Origin of the sequence: Nocardioides marmoriginsengisoli (assembly GCF_003725695.1) — a bacterium.
GTDB lineage: Bacteria > Actinomycetota > Actinomycetes > Propionibacteriales > Nocardioidaceae > Marmoricola > Marmoricola marmoriginsengisoli.
The window spans coordinates 482,839-508,965 of the sequence record NZ_RJSE01000003.1 but is presented as its reverse complement, the minus strand read 5'-3'; the positions used below and the strand labels follow the sequence as shown (position 1 = coordinate 508,965).

Annotated in this window: 22 protein-coding genes; 14 read left to right on the top strand and 8 right to left on the bottom strand. The window is 71.2% G+C overall.

The window, feature by feature from the left end:
• Positions 1-26: 26 nt before the first annotated feature.
• The gene (locus tag EFK50_RS04435; protein ID WP_148046050.1) at positions 27-3,443 is read left to right on the top strand and encodes an Ig-like domain repeat protein; all 3,417 of its coding nucleotides are present in this window, start codon (positions 27-29) and stop codon (positions 3,441-3,443) included.
• 76 nt (positions 3,444-3,519) lie between these two features.
• On the opposite strand, the gene EFK50_RS22070 is transcribed toward EFK50_RS04435, so the two are convergent.
• Together EFK50_RS22070 and EFK50_RS04420 are read right to left on the bottom strand one after the other, a co-directional pair.
• Positions 3,520-4,272, bottom strand: coding sequence for a hypothetical protein (locus EFK50_RS22070; RefSeq protein WP_183407682.1), 753 nt, complete (start codon positions 4,270-4,272; stop codon positions 3,520-3,522).
• An 88-nt stretch (positions 4,273-4,360) separates the two neighbouring features.
• Entirely contained in the window at positions 4,361-5,044 is a 684-nt protein-coding gene (locus EFK50_RS04420; RefSeq protein WP_123226317.1) for an alpha/beta hydrolase, read from the bottom strand.
• A gap of 123 nt (positions 5,045-5,167) precedes the next feature.
• On the opposite strand from EFK50_RS04420, the gene ligA reads away from it, so the two are divergent.
• Positions 5,168-7,255 (top strand): NAD-dependent DNA ligase LigA, encoded by a 2,088-nt coding sequence (gene ligA / locus EFK50_RS04415; RefSeq protein WP_123226316.1) that lies wholly within the window; start codon positions 5,168-5,170, stop codon positions 7,253-7,255.
• 9 nt (positions 7,256-7,264) lie between these two features.
• Here ligA and EFK50_RS04410 read toward each other — a convergent pair whose 3' ends face one another.
• Positions 7,265-7,762 carry a DinB family protein gene (locus EFK50_RS04410; RefSeq protein ID WP_123226315.1) on the bottom strand — a complete coding sequence of 166 codons (498 nt, stop codon included), beginning with the start codon at positions 7,760-7,762 and terminating at the stop codon, positions 7,265-7,267.
• Positions 7,763-7,827: 65 nt separating this feature from the next.
• Between EFK50_RS04410 and EFK50_RS04405 the strand changes: the two genes are divergently transcribed.
• Entirely contained in the window at positions 7,828-8,880 is a 1,053-nt protein-coding gene (locus EFK50_RS04405) for an NAD-dependent epimerase/dehydratase family protein (RefSeq protein WP_221177261.1), read from the top strand.
• A gap of 8 nt (positions 8,881-8,888) precedes the next feature.
• Here EFK50_RS04405 and EFK50_RS04400 read toward each other — a convergent pair whose 3' ends face one another.
• Entirely contained in the window at positions 8,889-9,248 is a 360-nt protein-coding gene (locus EFK50_RS04400; RefSeq protein WP_123226314.1) for a GatB/YqeY domain-containing protein, read from the bottom strand.
• 100 nt (positions 9,249-9,348) lie between these two features.
• Between EFK50_RS04400 and gatC the strand changes: the two genes are divergently transcribed.
• From gatC to EFK50_RS04380, 4 genes are all read left to right on the top strand, one after another.
• On the top strand, positions 9,349-9,648 hold the full coding sequence (gene gatC, locus EFK50_RS04395) for an Asp-tRNA(Asn)/Glu-tRNA(Gln) amidotransferase subunit GatC (protein WP_123226313.1): 300 nt from the start codon (positions 9,349-9,351) through the stop codon (positions 9,646-9,648).
• Positions 9,645-11,210, top strand: a complete 1,566-nt coding sequence (gatA, locus tag EFK50_RS04390; protein WP_123226312.1) for an Asp-tRNA(Asn)/Glu-tRNA(Gln) amidotransferase subunit GatA — start codon at positions 9,645-9,647, stop codon at positions 11,208-11,210. Before gatC ends, gatA begins: the two co-directional genes overlap by 4 nt.
• Complete coding sequence (gene gatB, locus EFK50_RS04385; RefSeq protein ID WP_123226311.1) at positions 11,207-12,700, top strand: Asp-tRNA(Asn)/Glu-tRNA(Gln) amidotransferase subunit GatB; 1,494 nt, start codon at positions 11,207-11,209, stop codon at positions 12,698-12,700. Before gatA ends, gatB begins: the two co-directional genes overlap by 4 nt.
• A 232-nt stretch (positions 12,701-12,932) precedes the next feature.
• On the top strand, positions 12,933-14,615 hold the full coding sequence (locus EFK50_RS04380) for a prenyltransferase/squalene oxidase repeat-containing protein (protein ID WP_148046048.1): 1,683 nt from the start codon (positions 12,933-12,935) through the stop codon (positions 14,613-14,615).
• Positions 14,616-14,619: 4 nt separating this feature from the next.
• Here the strand turns inward: EFK50_RS04380 and EFK50_RS04375 are convergent, their stop codons facing one another.
• The 3 genes from EFK50_RS04375 to EFK50_RS21795 all read right to left on the bottom strand — a co-directional run bounded on the left by EFK50_RS04375 (position 14,620) and on the right by EFK50_RS21795 (position 16,964).
• Positions 14,620-15,735 (bottom strand): PQQ-dependent sugar dehydrogenase, encoded by a 1,116-nt coding sequence (locus EFK50_RS04375; protein ID WP_221177260.1) that lies wholly within the window; start codon positions 15,733-15,735, stop codon positions 14,620-14,622.
• A gap of 26 nt (positions 15,736-15,761) precedes the next feature.
• Positions 15,762-16,682 (bottom strand): alpha/beta fold hydrolase, encoded by a 921-nt coding sequence (locus tag EFK50_RS04370; RefSeq protein WP_123226309.1) that lies wholly within the window; start codon positions 16,680-16,682, stop codon positions 15,762-15,764.
• Positions 16,683-16,751: 69 nt separating this feature from the next.
• Positions 16,752-16,964 carry a hypothetical protein gene (locus EFK50_RS21795; RefSeq protein WP_148046047.1) on the bottom strand — a complete coding sequence of 71 codons (213 nt, stop codon included), beginning with the start codon at positions 16,962-16,964 and terminating at the stop codon, positions 16,752-16,754.
• A 141-nt stretch (positions 16,965-17,105) separates the two neighbouring features.
• On the opposite strand from EFK50_RS21795, the gene EFK50_RS04365 reads away from it, so the two are divergent.
• The 3 genes from EFK50_RS04365 to EFK50_RS04355 all read left to right on the top strand — a co-directional run bounded on the left by EFK50_RS04365 (position 17,106) and on the right by EFK50_RS04355 (position 20,403).
• Positions 17,106-18,185: a WD40/YVTN/BNR-like repeat-containing protein gene (locus EFK50_RS04365; RefSeq protein WP_123226308.1), complete on the top strand. Its 1,080-nt coding sequence runs from the start codon at positions 17,106-17,108 to the stop codon at positions 18,183-18,185.
• A gap of 73 nt (positions 18,186-18,258) precedes the next feature.
• Entirely contained in the window at positions 18,259-19,947 is a 1,689-nt protein-coding gene (gene ilvD / locus EFK50_RS04360; RefSeq protein WP_123226307.1) for a dihydroxy-acid dehydratase, read from the top strand.
• Positions 19,948-19,986: 39 nt separating this feature from the next.
• Entirely contained in the window at positions 19,987-20,403 is a 417-nt protein-coding gene (locus EFK50_RS04355; protein ID WP_123226306.1) for a VOC family protein, read from the top strand.
• Between the two features lie 61 nt (positions 20,404-20,464).
• On the opposite strand, the gene surE is transcribed toward EFK50_RS04355, so the two are convergent.
• Positions 20,465-21,502, bottom strand: coding sequence for a 5'/3'-nucleotidase SurE (surE, locus tag EFK50_RS04350; protein ID WP_123226305.1), 1,038 nt, complete (start codon positions 21,500-21,502; stop codon positions 20,465-20,467).
• Between the two features lie 106 nt (positions 21,503-21,608).
• Between surE and EFK50_RS04345 the strand changes: the two genes are divergently transcribed.
• The 4 genes from EFK50_RS04345 (at position 21,609) to ilvN (ending at position 26,105) form a co-directional block, all read left to right on the top strand.
• Positions 21,609-22,493, top strand: a complete 885-nt coding sequence (locus EFK50_RS04345; protein ID WP_123226304.1) for a LysR family transcriptional regulator — start codon at positions 21,609-21,611, stop codon at positions 22,491-22,493.
• Positions 22,494-22,554: 61 nt separating this feature from the next.
• The gene (locus EFK50_RS22065) at positions 22,555-23,553 is read left to right on the top strand and encodes a hypothetical protein (RefSeq protein WP_183407681.1); all 999 of its coding nucleotides are present in this window, start codon (positions 22,555-22,557) and stop codon (positions 23,551-23,553) included.
• A gap of 246 nt (positions 23,554-23,799) precedes the next feature.
• Positions 23,800-25,566, top strand: coding sequence for an acetolactate synthase large subunit (locus EFK50_RS04335; protein WP_123226303.1), 1,767 nt, complete (start codon positions 23,800-23,802; stop codon positions 25,564-25,566).
• Entirely contained in the window at positions 25,566-26,105 is a 540-nt protein-coding gene (ilvN, locus tag EFK50_RS04330) for an acetolactate synthase small subunit (RefSeq protein ID WP_123226302.1), read from the top strand. The genes EFK50_RS04335 and ilvN overlap by 1 nt, the downstream gene beginning before the upstream one ends.
• The last annotated feature ends 22 nt before the right edge of the window (positions 26,106-26,127 follow it).

Below are 26,127 nucleotides of genomic sequence, written 5' to 3'. Positions count from 1 at the left end.
TTGCCCTGGAGAAGGAAAGGCCCATCGTGCGTAGATTGACGGCGGCAGTAGCCGCACTAGGAACGGCAGCAGGCCTCACGCTGGTCGGGGTCTCCTCGGCCCAGGCGGCTGTCACCTCGCCGGCTGCCGGGATCATCCAAGGGACGGTCACGCTGACCGAGTCCGGCGGCGTGGACAACTCCTCGATCCTCGGGATCAAGCACTGCGGCGGCAGCGTGAACTCGAAGATCGAGCTGCTGAACTCGGCGAACACCGTCGTCGCCACCCAGTCCCGCTCCGGCGACGGGGCGAACTCGATGACCGTCGTCACCCAGAATTTCCCGAACGGGAACTACACCGTCCGCGGCACCGCGGGCAACGGTGAGAACAGCGGCTTCGGCGGACTCGGGTGCAAGACCACCAACGTGGTGACCACCCGCGCGGTGACGATCAGTAACCAGGTCACCGTGGTGCTGTCGAACTCGATCCCGACCAGCGCCGCCCAGAACACGTCGATCACGGTCTCCGCGACGCTGACCGACGCGAACCGGACCCCGCAGGAGCTGTCCGGCCACACGCTGACGTTCTCGCTCAGCGGCGGCGGCTCGGTCGCCGCCACCACGAACGGGAGCGGGGTCGCGACGGCCCTCCTGCCGATCGCCGGACCGCCGCGCACCAACGCCACGATCACGGCGTCCTTCGCGGCCACCGCGTTCTACGGCGCGAAGTCGGCCGTCCGGTCGATCGACGTGACCAAGAACAGCACGGCCACCACTCTCGCCCAGCCGGCCGCGGTCGTGCACGGTCAGGCGACCAGCTTCTCGGCCTCGATCGCGGCGACCAACGGCACCGGGACCCCGACCGGCGACGTCCAGTTCAAGGTCGACGGCGTGAACCTCGGCGGCCCGGTCGCGCTCAGCGGCGGCGGTGCGAACAGCATCTCCACCTCGAGCCTGAGCACCGGCAACCACACGGTCACGGCGGAGTACCTCGGCGACGCCAACTTCTTCGGCAGCACCTCCGCGGCCAAGACCCAGGACGTCAACAAGGCCGACACCACCACCTCGCTGAGCGCGGCCCCGTCGCCGACGGTCAGCGGGCAGGCAGTCACCTTCACCGCGCACGTGGACGTCGTGTCCCCGGGCGTCGGCACCCTGGGCGGCGCCGTCCAGTTCAACGTCGACGGCAACCCGTTCGGCACCGCCGTTCCGCTGGGCGCCGGTGACAACGCCACCCTGACGATCTCGAACCTGTCGACGGGCAACCACGACGTGGTGGCCGTCTACAACGGCAACGCCGACTTCGCCTCCAGCTCCTCGGCGGAGATCACCCACGGCGTCAACCGTGCGGACACCACCCTGGACCTGAGCACCTCGGCCAACCCGGCGTTCTCGGGCCAGCCGCTGAGCTTCACCGCGGTCATCGCCCCGGTCTCCCCGGGCGCGGGCAACCCGACCGGCACGGTCCAGTTCAGCGTCGACGGCAACGACATCGGCGGACCGGTCGCGGTCTCCGGCGGTCAGGCGGTCTCGCCGACCACGAACCTCCAGGTCGGCTCGCACAACGTCGTCGCCAACTACACCGGTGACGCCAACTTCGCCGGTCAGTCGGACTCGCTGACCCAGACCGTCGTCGCGGCCCAGACCACGACCACGGTCACCAGCAGCCCGAACCCGTCGGTCTTCGGCCAGTCGGTCACCCTGCACGCCGAGGTCGTCCCGAACGCCCCGGCCACCGGCAACCCGACCGGCTTCGTCCGGTTCATCGTGGACGGTGCGAACTACGACTTCGTCGAGCTGAGCGGTCAGGTGGCCGAGACCACCCTGACCGGTCTGGGCGTCGGACCGCACTCGATCAAGGCCGTCTACCTGAGTGACGACCTGAACTTCTTCACCAGCTCGTCGACGACGATCAGCCAGCAGGTGAACAAGGCGTCGACCAGCACCTCGCTGGTCAGCTCCGCACCGACGGCCGTCTTCGGCCAGCCGGTGACGTTCACGGCCACCGTCGCTCCGACGGCTCCGGGAGCGGGCGCGCCGTCCGGCACCATCGTCTTCAAGGACGGCGCTACCACGATCGGCACCGAGCCGGTCAACTCCGGGACCGGTGAGCAGGCCTCGATCACGGTCAGCAACCTGTCCGTGGGCCAGCACGCGATCTCCGCGACCTACAGCGGCGACGCGAGCTTCAACGGCAGTGCCGGCAACACCGCGCAGGCGGTGACCCGGGCCCAGACGACGACGGTGGTGGCCTCCTCGGCCAACCCGGCGGCGTCGGGTGAGGGTGTCCAGTACACCGCCACGGTCAGCCCGGTCGCCCCGGGCGCGGGAGACCCGTCCGGCACCGTCCGGTTCTTCGTGAACGGCGCCAACCTCGGTGGCCCGGTCGCGATCTCCAACGGCGTCGCGACCAGCCCCAACTTCGCGTCGCTCACCCCGGGTGTCTACAAGATCACGGCCACGTACTCCGGCGACGGGAACTTCGTCGCCAGCACCGGGTACCTGGACCAGGGCACCGGTCAGAACGTGACCAAGGGCAACACGTCGATGGTGGTGACCTCCGGTCCCAGCCCGTCGTCGTACGGCGCTCCGGTCTCGATCAAGACCACGGTCAGCGCGGTCGCCCCGGCGCAGCGCAAGCCCACCGGTGTCGTCCAGATCTGGGAGGGTGACGAGCTCGTCGGCGCCACCAGCCTGGCTCCGGCCGCGGCGACGAACTCCTCGGAGACGACGCTCGTGACCACCGGACTCACCGCCGGTGCGCACTCGCTGACCGCGGTCTACGTGGGTAACTTCAACTTCAACAGCAACTCGAAGTCGGTCACCCAGGAGGTCGGGCAGGCGCCCACCGTCACCGGGATCGAGTCCTCGGCCAACCCGGCCGTCTTCGGCGACGTGGTGACCTTCACCGCGACCGTCGGATCCGGCACCGGGTCGCCGACCGGCACGGTCACCTTCAAGGAGGGCAGCACCGTGCTCGGCACCGCTCCGGTCACCACCGGCCAGGCGTCGCTCGCGGTCCCGGGTCTGAGCTCGGGGACGCACGCCGTCAAGGCGGTGTACTCCGGTGACGTGTCCTTCGCGGCCAGCACCTCGGCTGCGTACGACCAGGTGATCACGAAGGCCCCGACGACCATCGTCGCGGCGGACGTGAACAACCCGGGCCCGCTGGCTCCGCGGAGCGGCTGGATCCGGGCGAAGCTGACGGACCGCTACGGCAACCCGATGGCTGGTCGCACGATCAAGTTCACGGCGCCCCCGGGCCCGGCACGTCCGATGCGCAACCTGTGCACCGCCGTGACCAACGCCCAGGGCATCGCGGAGTGCAACGACCAGGTGATCAGCATCGACATCGGGCTCGACCTCGGCAACGAGGCCCTGCTGGACATCCACGGCACCTACGACGTGACCTACGTCGGGGACGCGGACACCATCGGGTCCACGGCTCGGGGTCACGAGTACTGAGCTCCACCGCCAGCACCCCGCTGGTCTAGCAACGAGCCCCCCGGTCACCGACCGAGGGGCTCGTTGCGTCTGTCGATCAGGGAGTGGCCGGGGTCGGCTCCGCGGTCGGGTCCGGCGTCGGGGGATCGGTCGGCTCGGGGGTCGGGGTGGGCGTCGGGGTGACGGTCGGCTCCGGCGTGGGCGTCGGCGTGACGGTCGGGTCGGGAGTCGGGGTGGGCGTCGGCGTGGGTGCCGGCGTCACGACCGGCTGCTTCGGCCGCGACGGCGTCCGGTCCGTTGCTCCGGTCCTGCCGGTGACCGCCGACCCGAGCGAGGTGCCGTCGGCGTCCGAGCCGCCGAGCACGGAGGAGAGCGGCTTGCCCAGGATCCCTTCGAGGCCGGTGAGCGCCCCGAGGGTGATCGCCAGGGCGGCGGCCGCGCCGATCCCGATCTGCACCGGCGAGACCCGGGCACGACCGCTGCGACCGGCCGGGCGCGGCGGCTCGGGCGCGATCAGGAGCACCTGGGTCGCGTCGGCGTCGGTCGGCTCCAGCACCGTGGTGGTCGGCGCCTGGTCGGCCAGAGGGGATGCCTGAGGAGGCGCCGGGGGCTCCGCGACGGTGCGGGGCGAGCGCGCCAGCTGGTTCGCCGTACGGCGGACGGCCTCGCTGCTGCGCTGCAGGGACGCGCCGTACATGGCGCCCGCGACGGTGGCGATCACGCTCGCCAGGGCGGCGCCGATGATCGTGCCGGCCACCCCCAGGTACGAGGCGGCGAACGCGGCGGAGGAGGCCGCCAGGGCGCTGGCGGCGATGTGGCTGAGGCTGAGCGGGGACTTCGGGGAGGACATGGCGGCTTTTCTCGGGCAGCTTTCTCGGGCGGCGTTCGTCAGGGCGGTACGGACCCGATTCGGGTCTCCCTGATGGAACGCACCGGCCTCAGCCCTGGTTGCACTCCTGGGACGTGATACCGCGCACGTCCGGCTCCCGGACGCCCGACGCGTCGAAGATGCCGAGGGTTTCGCGGACCGCCGTCCTGTTCCAGGCGGCGATCCCGGCGAGCATGTAGTGGCCGCGTCCGCGCAGCTCGACGTACCGGGCCTCGTCCGCGACCGCGGCGGCGCGCTCGACGAAGATCCTGGTCGCCTTCGGGCTGGTGATCCGGTCGCGGCTGCCGTGCACGGCCACCAGGCGTTTGCCGGTGAGCGGCTCGACCGGGTCGTCGGAGGGGAACCACGGCGCCAGCCCGACCACGCCGAGCACGCCGTCCTCGTCGGCCACCCAGGCCGCGGTCCGGGCGCCCATCGAGTGGCCCAGCAGCACGATCGGGACGTCCGGGCGCTCCTGGCGCAGGTCCCGGACCGCAAGCCGGGCGTCCCGGACCGGGCTGGGCGTCCCGCCGTCGGCGGCCTGCCAGCCCTTCACGCTGAACCGGAGCAGACCGACGGCGAACCCGGCCGCGGCGAACGCGGGGGAGACCGCCTCGAACATCGACCGGGTACGACGCAGCGCCAGGCTCCGGTGGTCGACCGGCCGGTCGCCGTGCTCGGCGCCGCCGTGCAGCATCAGCACGGTGCCGCGGTGCCGGTCCGGCAGCGGGCTCATCGTCAGGCGGTCAGGCATGCGGCCATCCTCTCGTGGCGGTGGTGGCACCCGCCATTCGGTGCCGGCCGATCTCCGGATTGGCGGGCGCCGGAGGAGTGCCGGAGGAGCGCCGGTGTCCGTGCTTCTCGGTAACCTCGACCCGTGAGCCCCACTGAACCCAGCGACCCGGCGTCGGCCCGGGCCGAGCACGCCGAGCTGGCCGACCAGATCAACGACGCCCGGTTCCGGTACTACGTGCTGGACGACCCGACGCTGTCGGACGCCGACTTCGACGTACGGCTGCGCCGGCTGGAGGCGCTCGAGGAGGCGCACCCGGAGCTGCGGACGCCGGACTCGCCGACCCAGCAGGTGGGCGGCGGCCTCTCCACCGAGTTCACCTCGGTCGACCACCTGGAGCGGATGGAGAGCCTCGACAACGCCTTCTCGCTCGAGGAGCTCGGCGCCTGGCAGGGCCGGCTGGCCCGCGACGGCATCACCGACCCGGCGTACCTGTGCGAGCTGAAGGTCGACGGCCTGGCGATCAACCTGCTCTACGAGAACGGCAAGCTGGTCCGTGCCCTGACCCGCGGCGACGGCCGCACCGGGGAGGACGTCACGCCGAACGTGAAGACGATCGCGCCGATCCCGCACGCGCTGACCGGCACCAAGAAGTTCCCGGTGCCGGCGCTGCTGGAGGTACGCGGCGAGGTGTTCCTCTCCGCCGAGGCCTTCGAGCGGCTGAACGCGAGCCTTGCCGACGCCGGCAAGCCGTTGTTCGCGAACCCGCGCAACTCGGCCGCCGGGTCGTTGCGGCAGAAGGACCCGCGGGTCACCGCGAGCCGGGAGCTCGGCATGGTCTGCCACGGCATCGGTGCCCGCGAGGGCTTCGAGCCGAAGGCTCAGTCGCACGCCTACGAGGCGCTGGCGGCGTGGGGCCTGCCCGTCTCCGACCAGGTCCGGGTGGTCTCGTCGCTCGCCGAGGTGGAGGCGTTCATCGCGCACGCCGGCGAGCACCGGCACACGATCGTCCCCTACGAGATCGACGGCGTGGTGGTGAAGGTCGACGACGTCGCGCTGCAGCGCCGGCTCGGGTCGACCTCGCGCGCGCCGCGCTGGGCGATCGCCTTCAAGTACCCGCCGGAGGAGGTCAACACCAAGCTGCTGGAGATCCGGGTCAACACCGGGCGGACGGGCCGGGTGACGCCGTACGGCGTGATGGAACCGGTCAAGGTCGCCGGATCCACCGTCGAGAACGCGACCCTGCACAACGGCTACGAGGTCAAGCGGAAGGACGTCCGCCCGGGCGACACGGTGATCCTGCGCAAGGCCGGCGACGTGATCCCGGAGATCCTCGGTCCGGTGCTGGCGCTGCGGCCGAAGGGCCTGCCGGAGTGGGTGATGCCGACCGAGTGCCCCTCCTGCGGGACGCCCCTGGTCGAGCAGAAGATCGGCGACAAGGACCGCCGCTGCCCCAACCACGAGAAGTGCCGGGCCCAGGTCACCGAGCGGATCTTCCACGTGTCCAGCCGGAACGCCTTCGACATCGAGGGACTCGGCTACGAGGCGGCGGTCGCGCTCCTGGACGCCGGGGTGATCGAGAACGAGGGCGACGTCTTCGACCTGACGTCCGAGCAGCTGGTCGGAGCCCCGCTCTTCACCCGCGCGCCGAAGAAGGGGGAGGAGGGCCCGCAGCTCTCCGCCAACGGCGCCAAGCTCCTGGCCAACCTCGACAGGTCGAAGAACCAACCCCTCTGGCGGGTCCTGGTCGCGCTCTCCGTCCGGCACCTCGGCCCGGCGGCCGCCCGAGCGCTGGCGACCGAGTTCGGGTCGATGGCAGCGATCCGCGAGGCGGACGAAGGCGCCCTGGCCGCTGCCGAGGGCGTCGGCCCGACGATCGCGGCCGCCGTCCGTCAGTGGTTCGACGCCGAGGACGCCGGCTGGCACCGCGAGATCGTGGACAAGTGGGCTGCGGCAGGCGTCCGGATGGAGGACGAGAAGGCGGAGGTGGGGGAGCAGACCCTCGCCGGCCTCACCCTCGTCGTGACCGGGTCCCTGGTCGACTTCAGCCGGGACAGCGCCAAGGAGGCGATCCTCTCCCGGGGCGGCAAGGCGTCGTCCGGGGTGTCGAAGAAGACCGACTACGTGGTCGTCGGCGAGAACGCGGGCTCCAAGGCGGACAAGGCCGAGGAGCTGGGCGTCCCGATCCTCGACGAGGACGGGTTCAAGCGGCTCCTCGCCGAAGGCCCCTGACCGACCAGCTCACGGCGTCTCGACAGGCTCGCCGTCCGACGCGAGCAGCTGCTCGCGGAGGATGTCGGCGTGCCCGGCGTGCCGGTTGATCTCGCGGAGCAGGTGCAGGTAGATCCAGCGCAGGTTCAACGTGCCGAACCGGCGGTGCACGGCCTCGTGGTCGAGGTCGAAGTCCGCAGCGATCAGGCGGGACTCGGTGCAGACCTGCTCGTAGTCGGCGATCACCGACGCGACGGTGTCGCCCGGGTCCGGGACGAAGGTCGGATCCACCTCCTCCGGGAGCCCGAGCTCGGCCCGGGTCCGGCCGAGGAGCACGACCTGGAACCAGATCCTCTCCACGAACGTCAGGTGCTTCACCAGGCCCAGGGGCGTGGTCAGCGACGGGACCAGGCGGCGCCGGGCCTGCTCCTCGCTGAGTCCGGCCAGGGTCTTCACGACCTCGAGCCGGCCGTCGTCGAGGAAGCGGTCGAGCTGGGCACGTTCTGCCGCGGTCAGGTGGGACGCCATGGGGTGAGCCTATTCACGGTTCGAAACGCTGTCGCGCCGCGGTTTCGCGGCCCTACGCTCTCGTCATGACGAACATCGACCCCCAGTCCCCGGTCCTGGTCACCGGCGGCAGCGGGTACGTCGCGAGCTGGCTGGTCCGCTACCTGCTCGAGGACGGCCGCACCGTCCGGGCGACCGTGCGCGACCCCCGGAAGAAGAAGGGGCTGGAGCACCTGCACGCGCTCGCCGAGGCGCACCCGGGCCGGCTGACCCTGCACCGGGCCGAGCTGCTCGAGCCGGGCAGCTACGCCGAGGCGATGGCGGGTTGCGAGCTCGTCATGCACACGGCGTCGCCGTTCCTGCTCGGCAAGGTCCGCGATCCGCAGAAGCAGCTGGTCGCGCCGGCACTCGAGGGGACCCGGAACGTGCTGGGGAGCGTTGAGGAGTCCGCGACGGTCAAGCGGGTGGTGCTGACCAGCAGCGTGGTCGCGATCTGCGGCGACAACATCGACATGCGCGGCAAGGACTGCTTCACCGAGGACGACTGGAACACCACCAGCACCCTGGAGCACCAGCCGTACCCGTACTCCAAGACCGTCGCCGAGCGGGAGGCCTGGGACATCGCCGGGGCGCAGGACCGCTGGGACCTGGTCACCATCCACCCCGGTCTGGTGGTCGGCCCCTCGCTCACCACGGCGAGCAAGTCCGGGACGTTCCGGACGATGGGCAGCTTCACCGACTTCTCGCTCGCCACCGGCGCCCCGGCGCTGGAGATGGGCGTGGTCGACGTCCGGGACGTGGCCAGGGCGCACATCGCCGCCGGCTACACCCCGGCCGCGCACGGGCGGTACATCACGAACGCCGAGACGATGAGCATGCTGGACATCGGCAAGGCGCTGCGCGCGGAGTTCGGCTACCGGCCGTCGTTCCCGCTGATCGAGGCCCCCAAGGCGCTGATCAAGCTCGCCGCCCCGGTGGCGGGCCTGACCCGCAAGTTCGTCGACCTGAACGTCGGCTACCCGCTGCGCTTCGACAACAGCCGGACGGTGGCCGACCTCGGCATCACCTTCCGTCCGGGCGCCGAGTCGGTCGTCGAGCACTTCCAGCAGATGATCGACGACGGATTGGTCCGGGGTTAGGGCGAGCCCTAGGACAGGTACTCCGCGAGCAGCGCTGCCTCCGCACGCAGCACGTCCGCCTGCGCGGCTGCCTGCGCGGGAAGGGCTCCCGCCGCGTCGATCCGCTCGTCGTGCTCGGCGCGCACGATCGCGCGCACCTCGTCCTCGCTCAGGTCCCGCCGGTCGGTCTCGGTGGCGCCGAGGCCGGAAACCGCCCCGGCGATCGGGCCGGAGGTTCGCGCGCTCACCGGGCCGGCGTCAGCCGCCGGCTGCGCCTCGGCGTTGGCGATCGCGGCGAGCACGGTCCGCAGCACCCGCACCCGGTCGGTGTCACGGGCGCGCATCGCGGTCGTGAGGTCGGTACGGAGGGTGTCGTGGAGCTCGCTCATGCGAGCGAACCTACGACGCGGACCGGGTGCCGGGCGACCGGTTTCCCCCGGGGCCGGGGGAGGGCGCGGCGGCGTTCCGGACGCCACTAGGATTGCCCGCATGCCTGACATCACCCGAGACGAGGTCGCCCACCTGGCGAACCTCGCCCGGATCGACCTCGACGACGCCGAGCTCGACCACCTCGCGCCCCAGCTCTCCGTGATCCTGGAGAGCATCGCGTCGATCGCCGACGTGGCCGCCGCGGACATCCCGCCGACCTCGCACGCGATCCCGCTGACGAACGTGTTCCGCGAGGACGTCGTCCGTCCGAGCCTGACCGCCGAGCAGGCGCTCTCCGGTGCCCCGGCGTCGGAGCAGCAGCGTTTCTCGGTCCCGCGGATCCTGGGTGATGAGCAGTGACTGAGCAGGGGAAGGAACGAGGCACCAGCCTCCTCGACAAGTCCGCCGCCGAGCTGGCCGACCTGCTCGCCGCCGGCGAGACCACCAGCGTCGCGATCACCCAGGCCTGCCTGGACCGGATCGCCGCTGTGGACACCGACATCCACGCGTTCCTGCACGTCGACGCCGAAGGCGCCCTGGCTCAGGCGGCCGCCTCCGACGCGCGCCGCTCCGCCGGTGAGCCCGCCTCCCCGCTCGACGGCGTCCCGATCGCGGTCAAGGACGTGCTCGCGACCGAGGGCCTGCCGACCACCTGCGGCTCGAAGATCCTGGAGGGCTGGATCCCGCCGTACGACGCGACCGTGGTCGAGCGCCTCAAGGACGCCGGCCTGCCCATCCTCGGCAAGACCAACATGGACGAGTTCGCGATGGGCTCCTCGACCGAGCACTCGGCGTACGGGCCCACGCACAACCCCTGGGACCTCGACCGGATCCCCGGCGGCTCCGGCGGCGGCTCGGCCGCCGCGGTGGCCGCGTTCGAGGCTCCGCTGGCGATCGGCACCGACACCGGCGGCTCGATCCGCCAGCCGGGTGCCGTCACCGGCACGGTCGGCCTGAAGCCGACGTACGGCGGCATCTCCCGCTACGGCCTGGTCGCGATGGCCAACTCGCTCGACCAGGTCGGTCCGGTGACCCGGACGGTGCTGGACTCGGCGCTGCTGCACGACGTGATCGGCGGCCACGACCCGAGGGACTCCACCAGCATCGACCACCCGTGGGCCTCGTTCGCCGAGGCCGCCCGGACCGGTGCCGCCGGTGACCTGAGCGGCGTCCGCGTCGGCGTGATCACCGAGCTCGGCGGCGAGGGCTACCAGGCCGGCGTCCAGCAGCGGTTCGACGAGTCCGTCGCGCTGCTGGTGAAGGCGGGCGCCGAGGTCGTCGAGGTGTCCTGCCCGAACTTCGTGCACGCGCTGGCCGCCTACTACCTGATCATGCCGAGCGAGGCCTCCTCGAACCTGGCCCGCTTCGACGCGATGCGCTACGGCCTGCGGGTGCTCCCCGACGGCGACCCGAGCGCCGAGGACGTGATGCGGGCGAGCCGCGACGCCGGCTTCGGCGACGAGGTGAAGCGCCGGATCATCCTGGGCACCTACGCCCTCTCCAGCGGCTACTACGACGCGTACTACGGCCAGGCGCAGAAGATCCGCACCCTGATCAGCCGGGACTTCGAGGCCGCGTTCGAGAAGGCCGACGTCCTGGTCTCGCCGACCGCGCCGACGACGGCGTTCAAGCTCGGCGAGAAGCTCGACGACCCGGTCTCGATGTACCTCAACGACATCGCGACCATTCCGGCGAACCTGGCCGGAGTCCCGGGCCTCTCGCTGCCGGCCGGCCTGGCGCCGGAGGACGGCCTGCCGGTCGGGTTCCAGATCCTGGCCCCGGCCCTGGCCGACGACCGGCTCTACCGGGTCGGCGCGGCGCTGGAAGCCCTGCTGGAAGCGGAGTGGGGAGGTCCGTTGCTGGACCAGGCCCCGTCGTTGTCGGACGTCGAGCCTGTCGAGACGCCTGGAGGCGCAGCATGACCGAGACCCTGATGCCGTACGACGACGCGATCGCCGCCTTCGACCCGGCCATGGGCCTGGAGGTGCACGTCGAGCTGAGCACGAACACCAAGATGTTCTGCGGCTGCTCGGTGGAGTTCGGCGCCGAGCCGAACACCCAGACCTGCCCGACCTGCCTCGGCCTGCCCGGCTCGCTGCCGGTGATCAACGGCAAGGCGGTCGAGTCGGCGATCCGGATCGGTCTCGCGCTGAACTGCGAGATCGCCGAGTGGTGCCGGATGGCCCGGAAGAACTACTTCTACCCGGACATGCCGAAGAACTTCCAGACCTCCCAGTACGACGAGCCGATCGCCTTCGACGGGTACCTCGACGTCGAGGTTGACGGGGAGACGTACCGGGTCGAGATCGAGCGCGCGCACATGGAGGAGGACACCGGGAAGTCGCTGCACGTCGGCGGCGCCACCGGTCGCATCCAGGGCGCTGACTACTCGCTGGTCGACTACAACCGCGCCGGGATCCCGCTGATCGAGATCGTCACCCGCCCGATCCTCGGAGCGGGGGAGAAGGCCCCGGCCGTCGCCCGCGCCTACGTGGCGACGTTGCGCGACCTGCTGCTCGGCCTGGACGTCTCCGACGTACGGATGGAGCAGGGTTCGATGCGCTGCGACGTCAACCTGTCGCTCGCGCCCAAGGGCTCGGACGAGCTGGGCACCCGGACCGAGACCAAGAACGTCAACTCGCTGCGCTCGGTCGAGCGGGCCGCCCGCTTCGAGGTCTCCCGGCAGGCCGCGCTGCTGCAGGCCGGGGAGTCGATCCTCCAGGAGACCCGGCACTTCCACGAGGACACCGGGTCGACCACCTCGGGTCGCGAGAAGTCCGACGCCGACGACTACCGGTACTTCCCGGAGCCCGACCTGGTGCCGGTGGCGCCGAGCCGGGAGTGGGTCGCCGAGCTGAAGGCCGCCCTGCCGGTGCCGCTGCGCGAGCAGCGCGCCCAGCTCCAGGCGGACTGGGGTTTCACCGACCTGGAGATGCGCGACGTCGTCGCCGCCGAGGCGGTCGGCCTGATCGCCGAGACCGTCGCCGCCGGTGCACCGCCGCAGGCCGCCCGCAAGTGGTGGGTGGCCGAGCTGACCCGACGGGCCAACGAGGACGGCGTCGAGCTCACCGAGCTGCCGATCACCCCGGCGCAGGTGGCTGCGATCCAGGCCCTGGTCGACGCCGGCACCCTGAACGACAAGCTGGCCCGCCAGGTCTTCGACGGCGTCCTCGCCGGCGAGGGCGAGCCGGACGCCGTGGTGGCGGCCCGAGGGCTGGCCGTGGTCTCCGACGACGGCGCGCTGGGCGAGGCGATCGACCGCGCGATCGAGGCCAACCCGGACGTCGCCGAGAAGATCCGGGACGGCAAGCACGCCGCCGCGGGTGCTCTGATCGGCGCCGTGATGAAGGACATGAAGGGTCAGGCCGACGCCGGCCGGGTCCGCGAGCTGATCCTGGAGAAGTTGGCCTGAGCCCGGAATCGAGGCTGGGGTAAGGTCAAGCGTTCCCTCGGGGAGCAGACCACGCGTCGGTGGTCGGGGAAAGCCGGTCCGAGTCCGGCGCTGACCCGCAACCGTAGGCCGGCCCAGCAGCACCGGGCCGGCGAGCCGGAGCACCCGCCACTCGACGTCCCTCGTAACAGTCGCTGTCGTGGAAAGCAGCGGGCGGCGTCGGCCTCCCGCTCATGCAGCGGGAAGGAAACCCATGAAGCCCCTTGTTCGTCGCGTCTCCGCGGTGATCGCGTCCGCCGCCCTGGCCGTCTCCGGAGCCACGCTCCTCGGCAGCCCGGCACAGGCCGCCACCCCCGACCCCCGGCCTCTCGCCGTCGGGGCCACCTGGCTCACCGGTCAGCTGGTCAACGGCGTCCTCGGCGGGACCTGCGACCAGTACACCTGCGGCGTCACCCTGGACGCCGGATCCGCGCTGATCGAGGCCGGCGCGCCGGCCTCGGTGGTGAACGGGATCGGGTCCGGCTTCGACGCCGTCGCCAAGGGCTACTTCCAGCCCGGGGACATCACCACCACCGGCAGCTACTCGGCCGGTGCCACGGCGAAGACGCTCGCCTTCGGCCAGTCGCTCGGGACCCCCAAGACCACCTTCGACGGCGTCGACCTGGTGGCGCGGCTCAAGAGCCTGGTCTCGGTCGCGCCGAACATCGCCGGTCGCATCGAGGACAAGGCCGTCGTCGGCGGCAACCCGGACCCGTCCGGCGACTACGCCAACGTGGTCGGCCAGGCGTTCGCCGCCGCGGCCCTCTTCACCGACAACCCCGCCTCCGCGGAGGCGATCTCGGTCCGGGACTTCCTGCTTACCCAGCAGTGCGACGACGGGTTCTTCCGGTTGTTCTACAAGTCCGACGAGAACTTCGCGCCGGACAAGACCGGGCCGCAGGACTGCCAGTCCGGCGTCGCCGCCGGTCAGAGCGCTCCCGACGAGGACACCACCTCGACGGTGATCCGGCTGCTGCTTCCGCAGCGCGCAACCCCTGCGGTCGGCGGCGCCATCACCGACGCCAAGAACTGGCTGATCGCGCAGCAGCGCGCCGACGGTTCGTTCGGCGGCGGACAGTTCAACCCGGACTCGAACACCAACAGCACCGGCGTGGCCGGCTGGGCGCTCGGCGAGCTCGGTGCGCTCGGTGACACCGCCGCGGCAGCCGCCGCGGCCAAGGCGGCGGTCTGGGTGCGCCAGCACCAGGCCGACGAGGTCACCGGCTGCGCGAACCAGCTGACCGGTGCGACCGGCGCGATCGGCCTGAACGACGGTGCGGTGACCACCGCCCGTGCGAACGGCATCACCGGTCCGGCAGCCGCGCAGTGGCAGCGGGCGACCGCGGGGAGCCTCGCGTCCCTGCAGTACGCCCCGGCCAAGGTCGGCACCTACAAGGTCGACGACAACGCCAGCGGCTACGCCAAGGCCGGATCCACCGTGAAGTACACGGTCTCGGGCGTCGCTCCCGGAGAGAAGGTCTGCGTCAGCGGTATCGGTGCCGCCCGGCGGGTCGTGGCCGGTCCGTCCGGCTCCGTCGTGGTGCCGGTGGTGCTTCCGGCCGGGACCGCCAACCGGGTGCTGACCACCCGGGTCCAGTCGGGTAGCTCGGCCGCGGTGCAGACCGACGTGCTCGGGGCGAGGACCCTCGGCGTCGTCGCTCCGGCGAAGGTCAAGCGCGGCAAGAAGGTCACGGTCACGGTCCGCGGGCTCAAGCCGGCCGAGCGGGTCCGGGTGACCTACAAGGGCGTCAAGGTCCGGGCCGGCATCGCGAACCCGAACGGCGTCTTCGTGGCGCGGTTCCCGGTCGGCCGCAAGGTCGGCAAGGCAGCAGTGCGGGCGTACGGCCAGTTCGCCGACATCCGCAAGGGTTCGGACGTGCTCAGGGTCGTCCGCTAGCTCCTCATGACGTGCCGGGGTCGACCAGCAGGATCCGGTCGTCCCCGGCCTGCGGGTCACCACGTCCATCGGTGTTGGACGTGGTGACCCACAGGTTCCGGTCCGGTGCGACCACCACGGTGCGCATCCGCCCGTACTTGCCGACGAAGAAGCCCTTCGGGTTCGTCGCGCGAGCACCGGTCACGTCGATCCGCCACAGCCGCTCCCCGCGCAGCGACGCCATCCAGAGCCGGCCCTCGGCGAAGGCCAGCCCGGACGGGGACGCCTTCGAGGTCTCCCAGACCTGCTGCGGGTTGCGGTACCGGTCCTGCTGGCCGCGGCCTTCGACCTCCGGCCAGCCGTAGTTGGTGCCCTTCTCGATCAGGTTGAGCTCGTCCCAGGTGTTCTGGCCGAACTCCGAGGCCCACAGGTTGCCGCCCTGGTCGAAGGCGAGGCCCTGGACGTTGCGGTGCCCGAGCGTCCAGACCGGCGAGGACGGGTCCGGGTTCCCGGGGGCAGGATCGCCGTCCTGGGTGATCCGGAGGATCTTCCCTGCCGTCGTACCGGGGTCCTGGGCGAGCGGGCCGTCGCCGGTCTCGCCGGTAGCGACGTACAAGGCGCCGTCCGGCCCGAACTCCATCCGGCCGCCGTCGTGGATCTGGCCGCGCGGGATCCCGGTCAGAATGGCTCGCGGAGCTCCCAGCCGCCCGTCGGCGTACGTCATCCGCAGCACCCGGTTGTCGTCGTCGGTCGAGGTGTAGACGAAGATCCGGCGGTCCTGCGCGTACGACGGCGAGACGACCAGGCCGAGCAACCCGGCCTCGACCCCGGACACGGTCTCGTCGATCCGGCCGACCTCGTCGGCCTTCCCGTCGTGGACGCGGAGGATCCGGCCGCTGTCGCGCTCGGTGACCAGGGCGGAGCCGTCCGGGAGGAAGTCGATGCCCCAGGGCGCCTCGAGGCCGGTCGCGACGGTGCCGATCACCTTCGGGGCGCGTGCCGCGGGGGCCGGCGGGGTCGTCGGGGACGTGCTGCCGGTGGAGGCCCTGGTCGGGCTCGGCGTCGCGTCGGGTTCGTCGGTCCCACCACCGCAGGCGGCGACCAGGGCGAGCGCGGGCACCAGGCTCAGGACGGGCTTCACACCCCGAACGTAGCCGAGGAACCCCGCTACTCCACGCGATCGAGCAGGTCGAGCAGCAGCTCGTGCACCTCACCGGGGTGCTCCATCGCGACGAAGTGGGTCGCCTCGAACTCGTGGTACTCGGCGTCCTCGATCCGCTCCGCGGCGGTGCGCATGTCCGCCGCGGAGGCGAGCACGTCCCAGCGTCCGGCCACGAACGACGTCGGTACGTTGATCGAGCGCAGCGAGACCCGGACGTGCTTGGAGGTCTCCACGGCCAGGTGCATGTACCAGTCGACCGGGGTCTGCAGCATCCCGTGCACGGTCATCGCGGTCAGCTCGGGGTCGGCGACCGGGAGCATGAACCCGCTGTGGCTCAGCACGCCGACGGTCCGCGGGCCGATCGGCAGCCGGGTGGTCACCAGCGAGGCCGGCTTGCCGACGAGCCGCATCAGCCGGGCGGCGTTCACGGTGATCGCGGCCCGGAGGAAGCGCGGGACGTGCAGCGGCGCCAGCATCGAGGAGAACGTGCCGCCGGGCACGCCGGCGACGGCGAAGAGCCCGCTGACCCGCTCCGGGTGCAGGAAGGCGAGCTCGAAGGCGGTGTTGACGCCCATGGACCAGCCCATCACCGGGCAGGCGTCGATGCCGGCGTCGTCCAGGACCGCGAGGGCGTCCTCGACGAAGGCGTCGATGCCGACGCGGGTGCCGTCCTCGGGACGGTCCGAACCTCCGGTGCCGCGGTGGTTCCACGAGATCACCCGGACGCCGCAGTCGGGGTCCAGCAGTGCCGGCCAGGCGTACGGGTTGGTGCCCAGGCCGTTGCAGAGCAGGACCGTCGGCCCCTCCACGTCGTTGGTCCAGGCGCGAAGCCTGGTCCCGTCGGCCGCGATCACGTCGTAGTAGCGCAGGGCGAGGCCGTCCTCCGGCTCGGGGACGACGTGCAACGGGACCGCAGAAGCTGACATGCGCTGAGTGTGCCCCAGCCCCGCTGCGTAAGGGGGCTGTTCGTGGCTCAAATCACCGCGTGGCGGAACTCAGCCGACGTGGCTGACCGGTGCGGCCTGCTCCTCGGTGCTGGCGGTACGGCCGGCCAGGTAGCCGGCCACGAACTCCTCGACCTCGACACGTTCAAGGCGGCGGGCAGTCAGGACCGTGCAGGCCGCCATCGCGTTGCGGCGTGCCTGTTCCTGGCTGCGGGTCGACCAACGTGCCACGAGGCCCAGAGGTGATGCTTCGATCAAGCTCATCCGGACTCTCCTCCCTGTGTTGGTACCGGCGAACTTACGGACCGGAGGGGACGCCACGGTCACACCCACGTGACAAGTGTGTGAACAGGTCTGCACGTCCACCCCTTGAGGTCGACCGGGGAGGAGGCGCATGCTCGACCGATGAACGCAACGATTCTCCTGGTCGGCACCCGCAAGGGCCTGTGGGTCGGCCGGTCCGACGAGCGTCGTACGGCGTGGACCTGGTCGGGTCCGCACTTCGACATGATGGAGGTCTACTCCTGCATGGTCGACGTGCGCGACGGCCGGCCTCGCCTGTACGCCGGCGCCTCGTCGCCGTGGACCGGACCGCAGATCCAGATCTCCGACGACCTCGGCGAGACCTGGCGGGCCACCTCCGGCGCGCACTTCCCCGGTGACCTGGACGCGTCGGTCGAACGGGTCTGGCAGCTCGTCGCGGGCTCGGAACCAGGGGTCGTCTTCGCCGGTACCGAACCCGGTGCGGTGTTCCGGTCCACCGACGGCGGTGAGAGCTTCGCTCTCGAGCGCGGGCTCTGGGAGCACCCGCACCGTCAGGAGTGGGGCGAGGGCTTCGGCGGCCAGGCGTTCCACACGATCCTTCCGCACCCGACCGATCCGGACTCGGTGACCGTGGCGATCTCGACCGGCGGCTGCTACCAGACCGCGGACGGCGGCGCCTCGTGGGAGCCCCGCAACGTCGGCGTCCGGGCGGAGTTCCTCCCCGAGGGGGAGCAGTACCCCGAGTACGGCCAGTGCGTGCACAAGATCGCCCGGCACCCGGACCGCCCGGAGCGGCTCTTCCTGCAGAACCACGGCGGTGTCTACCGCTCCGACGACCACGCCGCGACCTGGACCTCGATCGCCGACGGGCTGCCGGCCGATTTCGGCTTCCCGATCGTGGTGCACCCGCACGAGCCGGAGACGGTGTACGTGTTCCCGATCAACGGCGGGGACCGGCGCTACCCGCCCGAGGCGCACGCGAAGGTCTGGCGTTCCCGGGACGCGGGGGAGTCCTGGCAGCCGCTCGACCGGGGGCTGCCCGACGACTTCTACGTCGCGGTGATGCGGGACGCCCTCTGCGTCGACACGCACGACCAGCCCGGCATCTACCTGGGTGCCCGGAACGGAGCGGTCTGGGGTTCGCCGGACGGCGGCGAGACCTGGGACCAGGTGGTCGCCAACCTGCCCGACGTGATGGCGGTCCGGGCCGCGGCGTACTGACCGGAGCGGCGGCGGAGGGCCGTTCTGCGGAACACCTGTGCGAACCGCTGGTCCCGTCGGGGAGAATGGGCCCATGACGCAGACACCTTCCTCGGCGCCCGACATGAAGCCCCGCTCCCGCGACGTCACCGACGGCCTCGAGAAGGCCGCCGCGCGAGGGATGCTCCGGGCGGTAGGGATGGGCGACGACGACTGGGTCAAGCCGCAGATCGGGGTCGCGTCCAGCTGGAACGAGATCACCCCCTGCAACCTGTCGCTGGACCGGCTCGCGAAGGCCGTGAAGAACGGCGTGCACGCCGCCGGCGGCTACCCGCTCGAGTTCGGCACGATCTCGGTCTCCGACGGCATCTCGATGGGCCACGAGGGGATGCACTTCTCGCTGGTCAGCCGTGAGGTGATCGCCGACTCGGTCGAGACCGTGATGATGGCCGAGCGGCTCGACGGCTCGGTGCTGCTGGCCGGCTGCGACAAGTCGCTCCCCGGGATGCTGATGGCCGCGGCCCGTCTCGACCTGGCCAGCGTCTTCCTGTACGCCGGTTCGACGATGCCCGGCTCGGTCGACGGCCACGACGTCACCATCATCGACGCGTTCGAGGCGGTCGGCGCGTGCCTGGCCGGCAAGATCACCCGCGACGAGGTGGACCGGATCGAGAAGGCGATCTGTCCGGGCGAGGGCGCCTGCGGCGGGATGTACACCGCGAACACGATGGCCTCGGTGGCCGAGGCCCTGGGCATGTCGCTGCCCGGCAGCGCCGCGCCGCCGGCGGTCGACCGCCGCCGTGACGGCTTCGCGCACCGCTCCGGCGAGGCCGTCGTCGAGATGCTGCGCCAGGGCATCACCGCGCGCCAGATCATGACCAAGCCGGCCTTCGAGAACGCCATCGCGGTCGTGATGGCGCTGGGCGGTTCGACGAACGCCGTCCTGCACCTGCTGGCGATCGCCCGCGAGGCCGAGGTCGACCTGACCATCGACGACTTCAACCGGATCGGCGACAAGGTCCCGCACCTCGGCGACCTGAAGCCGTTCGGCAAGTACGTGATGAACGACGTCGACAAGATCGGCGGCATCCCGGTCGTGATGAAGGCGCTGCTCGACGCCGGCCTGATGCACGGCGACTGCCTGACCGTGACGGGCCGGACGATGCGGGAGAACCTGGAGGCGCTGAACCCGAAGCCGCTCGACGGCGACGTGCTGCGGCAGATCAACGAGCCGATCCATGCCACCGGAGGCATCACCATCCTCAAGGGCTCGCTGGCCCCCGAGGGTGCCGTGGTCAAGAGCGCCGGCTTCGACGACACCACGTTCACCGGGACGGCCCGTGTCTTCGACGGGGAGCGGGCCGCGCTCGACGCCCTGGCCGAGGGCAAGATCGTCGCGAACGACGTCGTCGTGATCCGCTACGAGGGCCCCAAGGGCGGACCGGGCATGCGCGAGATGCTCGCCATCACCGGCGCCATCAAGGGCGCCGGTCTGGGCAAGGACGTCCTGCTGGTCACCGACGGCCGGTTCTCCGGCGGCACCACCGGCCTCTGCGTCGGCCACATCGCCCCGGAAGCGGTCGACGGCGGCCCGATCGCGTTCATCAAGGACGGCGACCCGATCACCCTCGACGTCGCCAACAAGACCCTCGAGGTCACGATGGACGATCTCGAGTCCCGCAAGGAGGGCTGGGAGCCGAACCCGCCGAAGTACACCCGCGGGGTCCTCGGCAAGTACGCCAAGGTCGTCCAGTCCGCCGCGCACGGGGCGGTCTGCGGCTGACGGCAGCCGTTTGTCGGTGCCGTGCGGCAGGCTGGCCGCATGGATCAGAGGATCAGCTTCATCACCCTGGCCGTCGCCGACCTCGGACGGACGCACGCCTTCTACGTCGACGGCCTCGGCTGGACCCCGGAGCTCTACGTCCCGGGCGAGGTGCTGATGATCCGCGCCGGTGAGCACCTGATGCTCTCGCTCTGGGCCGAGTCCGGCTTCGAGGGCGAGGTCGGGGCCATCCGGCGCGGCGAGGGGATCGTCCCGATCACGCTGGCGCACAACGTCCGCACCGAGGCCGAGGTCGACGAGATCCTGGCGCTCGCGGCGAGCATCGGCGCCGACCCGGTCGCCCGCGGCGAGCGCCGGGACTGGGGCGGCTACACCGGCTACTTCGCGGACCCCGACGGATTCCGCTGGGAGATCGCCGTCAACACCGCGATGGAGCACCTGGTCATCCCGGACTGACAGCTCCGGGCGCCGCGACAGGCCCGGCGTACGAGACGCCGGGCCTGTCGTGACGATCCGCTCAGCCGAAGATCGCCAGCAGGGCGGTCAGCAGGCCGCCCTGGTTCGGCAGCGTCCAGTCGCCGTCCAGCGGGGTGACCGGGATGTTGTTGGCCGCGAGCGCGGTCGTGTCCGCCTTCTTCCGGGTCTCCGCCGGCGGGACGCCCGGGTTCAGCAGGTAGGTGCCGCCGGTGGCCGGCACCGAGCCGGTGAAGTCGAATCCGATGTCGTTGGACGTCCCGGCCACGGTGGTGACGGTCTTGCCGAGCTTCTCTCCGGCAGCGGTGTCCACGAACGGGTAGTTCGCGTTGAGCACCAGGCCGGGCTTGAGCTGCTTGCTCTTGATCGTCTTCAGCACCAGATCGGTCGCGAACGCGGCAGTCTGGGCGAACGGAACGAACGGGATCTGGGCCAGGTTGCGGGGCACCTCGGCGCTGAACGCGAAGGCCGGGACGCCGTACTCGCGGGCGGTCACGGCGGCGCCGACGGTGCCGGAGTGGTTCAGCGTCGCGCCGACGTTCTGGCCGAAGTTGATGCCGGAGAGGACCACGTCCGGCCCCTCGGGCCAGTAGTTCTTCGCGAACCGGCTCAGCGCGATGTTCACCGTGTCGGCGGGCGAGGCGGACGGGACGCCGGAGGCGCACGGCCCGGCGGTCATGCAGACGCCGAAGACGGCTCCGCCGGTCGAGGAGCCCGCGCAGTCGCTGGTGTACGCCGCGGGCGGGGTGACCGCCTGGACGGTCAGCGGCACCGGAGCGAAACCGGGCGAGGCGATCCGGGCAGCGGCGCCGCTCTGCTGCGACCACGGGGCCACCACCAGGACGTCCGCGCCGGCGGCGCAGAAGGCCTTGCGGAGCTCGTACAGGCCCTTGCCGTCGGTGCCGAAGCCGGCGTCCAGCCCGCGGGCGCTGTCGTCGTTGGTGATCAGGACCTTGAGGCCGTTCAGGCTCGGCGCCGGGGGAGCGGCCTGGGCCGGGGCGATGCCGATCGTGCCGACCAGGGCGGTGAGCAGCGCGGCGCCGATGGCGACGAGTCGCGCGGGTGAGCTGATGGATCGCATGGTTCTCCTCGTGGAAGGGTGCAAGTGCCCTTACATTCGGGCCGTGCGGGTGAACCGGTCCAAGACCGGTTGGGCATGACCGACGAGTAACGAGGGGACGGCAGCGTTGAACATCCAGCAGCTCCGCTACGTCGTCATGACCGCGGACCGGGGCAGCATGACCGCTGCCGCGGCCGCCCTGTACGTCGCTCAGCCGGCGTTGAGCCGCGCGATCCGGCTGCTCGAGCGCGAGCTCGACGTGGTCCTGTTCGCGCGCTCCGGGCGCGGGGTCGTGCTGACGGTCGACGGCGAGGCCTTCCTGGTCGGCGCGCGCAAGGTGCTGCGCACGCTCGACGAGCTGCGCGGGGTCGGCGAGGCCACCAGCCGCGACGCCCAGCTGGTGATCGCCGCGACGCCGACCCTGCAGGCCTCGATGGCGGTCCCGATCCTGGCGCTGCTCCAGCAGCAAGGGATCGCCGTGCCCACCCGGCTGATCGGGGCGGGGGACGCCCGCGAGGTGCACGAGCTGGTCGGTACCGGCCGGGCGGACCTCGGGATCTGCGACCAGGCGATCGAGAGCGACCTGGTGGCGGTGCCGCTCGGGGTCGCCGAGATCCTGCTGGTCTCGCCGCCGGAGCTGGAGGCTCCCGACCCGATCACGGTGGCGCAGCTGAGCGGTCTTCCGCTGGTGCTGCCGACCAGCGGAACCGACCGCCGGGCCGCGTTCGACCGCTTCTTCGAGGCCTGCGGCTGCGTGCCCGAGGTCGCGATCGAGAGCGACGAGCGCAGCGTCTGGCTGGAGGCGGTGCTCTCCGGACTGGCCTCCTGCATCTGGCACAGCGTGGACTCGCTGCGCGCGCCGCTGCGCGAGTTCTCGGTGCGCAAGTTCGACCCGCCGATGTTCCAGGAGCTCTCGGTGGTCCACCGCGGCGCCGACGACGCGCCGGCGATGCTGCTGCTCCTCGACGTGATCCGCGAGTTCGCGGCGCTGCGGGCGTCCTCGGCGGCCTGATCGAGGGCTCGCCGTCGCCGGCCGCTGTCCGCGATCACCACCGGTGGTGTCGAATGGAGGCGTGCCGACCTCCGAGGACTCCGTCGACTGGGTGCCGCTGTACCTGGTCTCGCTGCTGCTCGCCGCGTTCCTGCTGGTGATCGCCGCCGTCGGGCAGCAGGCGCCGGCCGCGCCGGCAGATCCCGGTCCGAGCAGCGGGAAGCCGGCGCCACGGGCGATCAGGCCGGCTCCGCCCGCGTCGTCCGCCCCGACGCCGGCGGGCCCCGAGGTCCCCCGGACCCTTCCCGGGGGAGCGGCCCGGATCTTCACCGGCGACCGGGTGCTGGTCGCCTACTACGGCACCGCCGGCACCGGCTCGCTCGGGGTGCTGGGCGAGGGTTCGCCGGAGCAGATCATGCCGCGGCTGATCAGGGCGGCCGCCCCGTTCGCGCGCGGCGGCCGCCCCGTCCAACCGGTCTTCGAGCTGATCGCCACGGTGGTGCACGGAAGTCCCGGCAAGGACCGCGACTTCAATGCCGACATCCCGCGGGCGCAGGTCCAGCGCTACATCGACGCCGCGCACCACCACGGCGCGCTGCTGATCCTGGACCTCCAGCCCGGGCGCGCGGACTTCCTGTCGGTCGCCAAGCGCTGGGAGTGGGCGCTGAAGGACCCGTGGGTCGGCCTCGCGCTGGATCCGGAGTGGCGGATGCGTCCCCGGCAGGTCCCCGGCCGGGTGATCGGCTCGGTGGCGGCCGCCGAGGTCAACCGGGTCTCGGCCTGGCTGGAGGACCTGACCGTGCGCGAGGGGCTCCCGGAGAAGGTCTTCCTGCTCCACCAGTTCCGGACCTCGATGATCCGCGGCATCGAGCGGGTGCGGCCGCGACCGCACCTGGCGATGGTGCAGCACGTCGACGGGTTCGGTCCGCCGCGGGCGAAGCTGGCGACCTTCCGCGCGGTGATCAGGCCGTCGCAGTTCGCGCTCGGCTTCAAGCTCTTCTACGACGAGGACGTCCCGCGGATGCGCCCGGAGCGGGTCCTGCGGATCCGGCCGCGGATCTCGTTCGTCAGCTTCCAGTGAGCGAGCGAAAGGAGAACCAGTAGTCGAGACGCGTGTCCCAAATGATGGGATGACTGGCATAGTGAGTTGAGCGCCGTACGGCACGAGGGGCACTATGTGTCCATGCGTTTTGAGATTCTTGTACGCACGCGACGCGTGAGCTGAGGCCACCAGCCCCAACGCCCACGCGTCGACCCCTCGCTGCCATCATTGGCCGGGGGGTTTTTTGATGCAGAGAAGCCCACGAGAGACCACCGAAGGAATGCGATGACCGAGCAGGGCACGACCGGGACGCAGGTGACCGGTGCCCAGAGTCTGATCATGTCGCTGGAGAGCGCCGGCGCCGAGAACATCTTCGGCATCCCCGGCGGAGCCATCCTCCCGGCGTACGACCCGCTGTACGACTCCAAGATCCGGCACATCCTCGTACGCCACGAGCAGGGTGCCGGGCACGCTGCCCAGGGGTACGCCGCGGCGACGGGCAAGGTGGGGGTCTGCATGGCCACCAGCGGCCCGGGCGCGACCAACCTGGTCACCCCGATCGCGGACGCCTACATGGACTCGGTCCCGATGGTCGCCGTCACCGGCCAGGTCCCGGCCGCGGCGATCGGCACGGACGCGTTCCAGGAAGCGGACATCCGCGGCATCACGATGCCGATCACCAAGCACAACTTCCTGGTCACCGACCCGGCCGAGATCCCGCGCACCGTCGCCGAGGCGTTCTACCTGGCCTCGACCGGCCGCCCGGGCCCGGTCCTGGTCGACGTGGCCAAGTCGGCGCTGCAGGCGATGACGACCTTCGACTGGCCGGCCGAGATCAACCTGCCCGGCTACCGCCCGGTGGCGCGGCCGCACTCGAAGCAGATCCGCGAGGCGACCAAGCTGATCCTGGAGGCCAGCAAGCCGGTCCTCTACGTCGGCGGCGGCGTGATCCGGGCGAAGGCGGCGCAGGAGCTCCGGGTGCTCGCCGAGATGACCGGCATCCCTGTGGTCACCACGCTGATGGCCCGCGGCGCGTTCCCGGACAGCCACCCGCAGCACCTGGGCATGCCCGGCATGCACGGCACGGTCGCCGCGGTGGCGGGTCTGCAGAAGAGCGACCTGATCATCAGCCTCGGAGCACGGTTCGACGACCGGGTGACCGGCAACCTGGACTCCTTCGCGCCCGGCGCGAAGGTCATCCACGCCGACATCGACCCGGCCGAGATCGGCAAGAACCGGTACGTCGACGTGCCGATCGTCGGTGACTGCCGCGAGGTGATCGCCGACCTGATCGTCGCGCTGCAGGCCGAGCAGGACGCCGGCAACACGGGAGACTTCGAGGGCTGGGTCAAGTTCGTCGCCGGCATCAAGGCGCAGTACCCGCTCGGCTACGACACTCCCGCCGACGGCCTGGCGCCGCAGTACGTGCTCGAGCGCCTCGGTGCGATCAGCGGCCCGGAGTCGATCTACTGCGCAGGTGTCGGCCAGCACCAGATGTGGGCCACCCACTACCTGGGCTTCGAGAACCCCAACACCTGGATCAACTCCGGTGGTGCCGGCACGATGGGCTTCGCGGTCCCGGCCGCGATGGGGGCGAAGGTCGGCCGACCCGACGCCACCGTCTGGGCGATCGACGGCGACGGCTGCTTCCAGATGACCAACCAGGAGCTCGCCACCTGCACGATCGAGGGCATCCCGATCAAGGTGGCGATCATCAACAACGAGTCGCTCGGCATGGTGCGGCAGTGGCAGACCCTGTTCTACGAGGGCCGCTACTCCAACACCGACCTGCACACCGGGCCGAAGCGCCGGATCCCGGACTTCGTCAAGCTCGCCGACGCGTACGGCGCCGTGGGACTCTCCTGCGACAACGCCGGTGACGTGGACGCGACGATCAAGAAGGCGATGGAGATCGACGACGTCCCGGTGGTCGTGGACTTCCGGGTCTTCCGGGACGCGATGGTCTGGCCGATGGTCGCCGCCGGCACGTCCAACGACGACATCAAGTACGCCCGCGACCTGGCGCCCGACTTCGAGGAGGACGAGCTCTGATGACTGTTCATACGTTGAGCGTTCTGGTGGAGAACAAGCCCGGCGTCCTGGCCCGGATCGCCGGCCTGTTCAGCCGCCGCGGCTTCAACATCGACTCCCTGGCCGTCGGCCCGACCGAGCACCCGGAGATCTCCCGGATGACGATCGTGGTCAACGTCGAGGAGTCCCCGCTCGAGCAGGTCACCAAGCAGCTGAACAAGCTGATCGAGGTGATCAAGATCGTCGAGCTGGAGGACCGCGAGTCGATCGAGCGGGAGCTGCTGCTGGTCAAGGTCAAGGCCGACCTGGAGACCCGTTCGCAGATCCTCGACGTGGTGCAGCTGTTCAAGGCGCGCGTCGTGGACGTGTCCCCGGACGCGATCACCATCGAGGTCACCGGCAACTCCGACAAGCTCACCGACTTCCTGCGGGTCCTCGAGCCGTTCGGCATCCGGGAGCTCGTCCAGTCCGGCCTGGTCGCCATCGGCCGCGGCGGACGCTCCATCACCGAGCGCACCCTGCGCCCGGTTCCTGTTCCGGTCACTGCCTTCGGCGCCTGACGCGCACGACGGGCTTCGACAA

Coding starts and splice junctions, on each gene's coding strand:
- EFK50_RS22070 (WP_183407682.1), bottom strand. CDS start 4,272: ATGTCCTCCCCGAAGTCCCCGCTCAGCCTCAGCCACATCGCCGCCAGC.
- EFK50_RS04420 (WP_123226317.1), bottom strand. CDS start 5,044: ATGCCTGACCGCCTGACGATGAGCCCGCTGCCGGACCGGCACCGCGGC.
- EFK50_RS04410 (WP_123226315.1), bottom strand. CDS start 7,762: ATGGCGTCCCACCTGACCGCGGCAGAACGTGCCCAGCTCGACCGCTTC.
- EFK50_RS04405 (WP_221177261.1), top strand. CDS start 7,828: ATGACGAACATCGACCCCCAGTCCCCGGTCCTGGTCACCGGCGGCAGC.
- EFK50_RS04400 (WP_123226314.1), bottom strand. CDS start 9,248: ATGAGCGAGCTCCACGACACCCTCCGTACCGACCTCACGACCGCGATG.
- gatC (WP_123226313.1), top strand. CDS start 9,349: ATGCCTGACATCACCCGAGACGAGGTCGCCCACCTGGCGAACCTCGCC.
- gatB (WP_123226311.1), top strand. CDS start 11,207: ATGACCGAGACCCTGATGCCGTACGACGACGCGATCGCCGCCTTCGAC.
- EFK50_RS04380 (WP_148046048.1), top strand. CDS start 12,933: ATGAAGCCCCTTGTTCGTCGCGTCTCCGCGGTGATCGCGTCCGCCGCC.
- EFK50_RS04370 (WP_123226309.1), bottom strand. CDS start 16,682: ATGTCAGCTTCTGCGGTCCCGTTGCACGTCGTCCCCGAGCCGGAGGAC.
- EFK50_RS21795 (WP_148046047.1), bottom strand. CDS start 16,964: ATGAGCTTGATCGAAGCATCACCTCTGGGCCTCGTGGCACGTTGGTCG.
- EFK50_RS04365 (WP_123226308.1), top strand. CDS start 17,106: ATGAACGCAACGATTCTCCTGGTCGGCACCCGCAAGGGCCTGTGGGTC.
- ilvD (WP_123226307.1), top strand. CDS start 18,259: ATGACGCAGACACCTTCCTCGGCGCCCGACATGAAGCCCCGCTCCCGC.
- EFK50_RS04355 (WP_123226306.1), top strand. CDS start 19,987: ATGGATCAGAGGATCAGCTTCATCACCCTGGCCGTCGCCGACCTCGGA.
- surE (WP_123226305.1), bottom strand. CDS start 21,502: ATGCGATCCATCAGCTCACCCGCGCGACTCGTCGCCATCGGCGCCGCG.
- EFK50_RS04335 (WP_123226303.1), top strand. CDS start 23,800: ATGACCGAGCAGGGCACGACCGGGACGCAGGTGACCGGTGCCCAGAGT.
- ilvN (WP_123226302.1), top strand. CDS start 25,566: ATGACTGTTCATACGTTGAGCGTTCTGGTGGAGAACAAGCCCGGCGTC.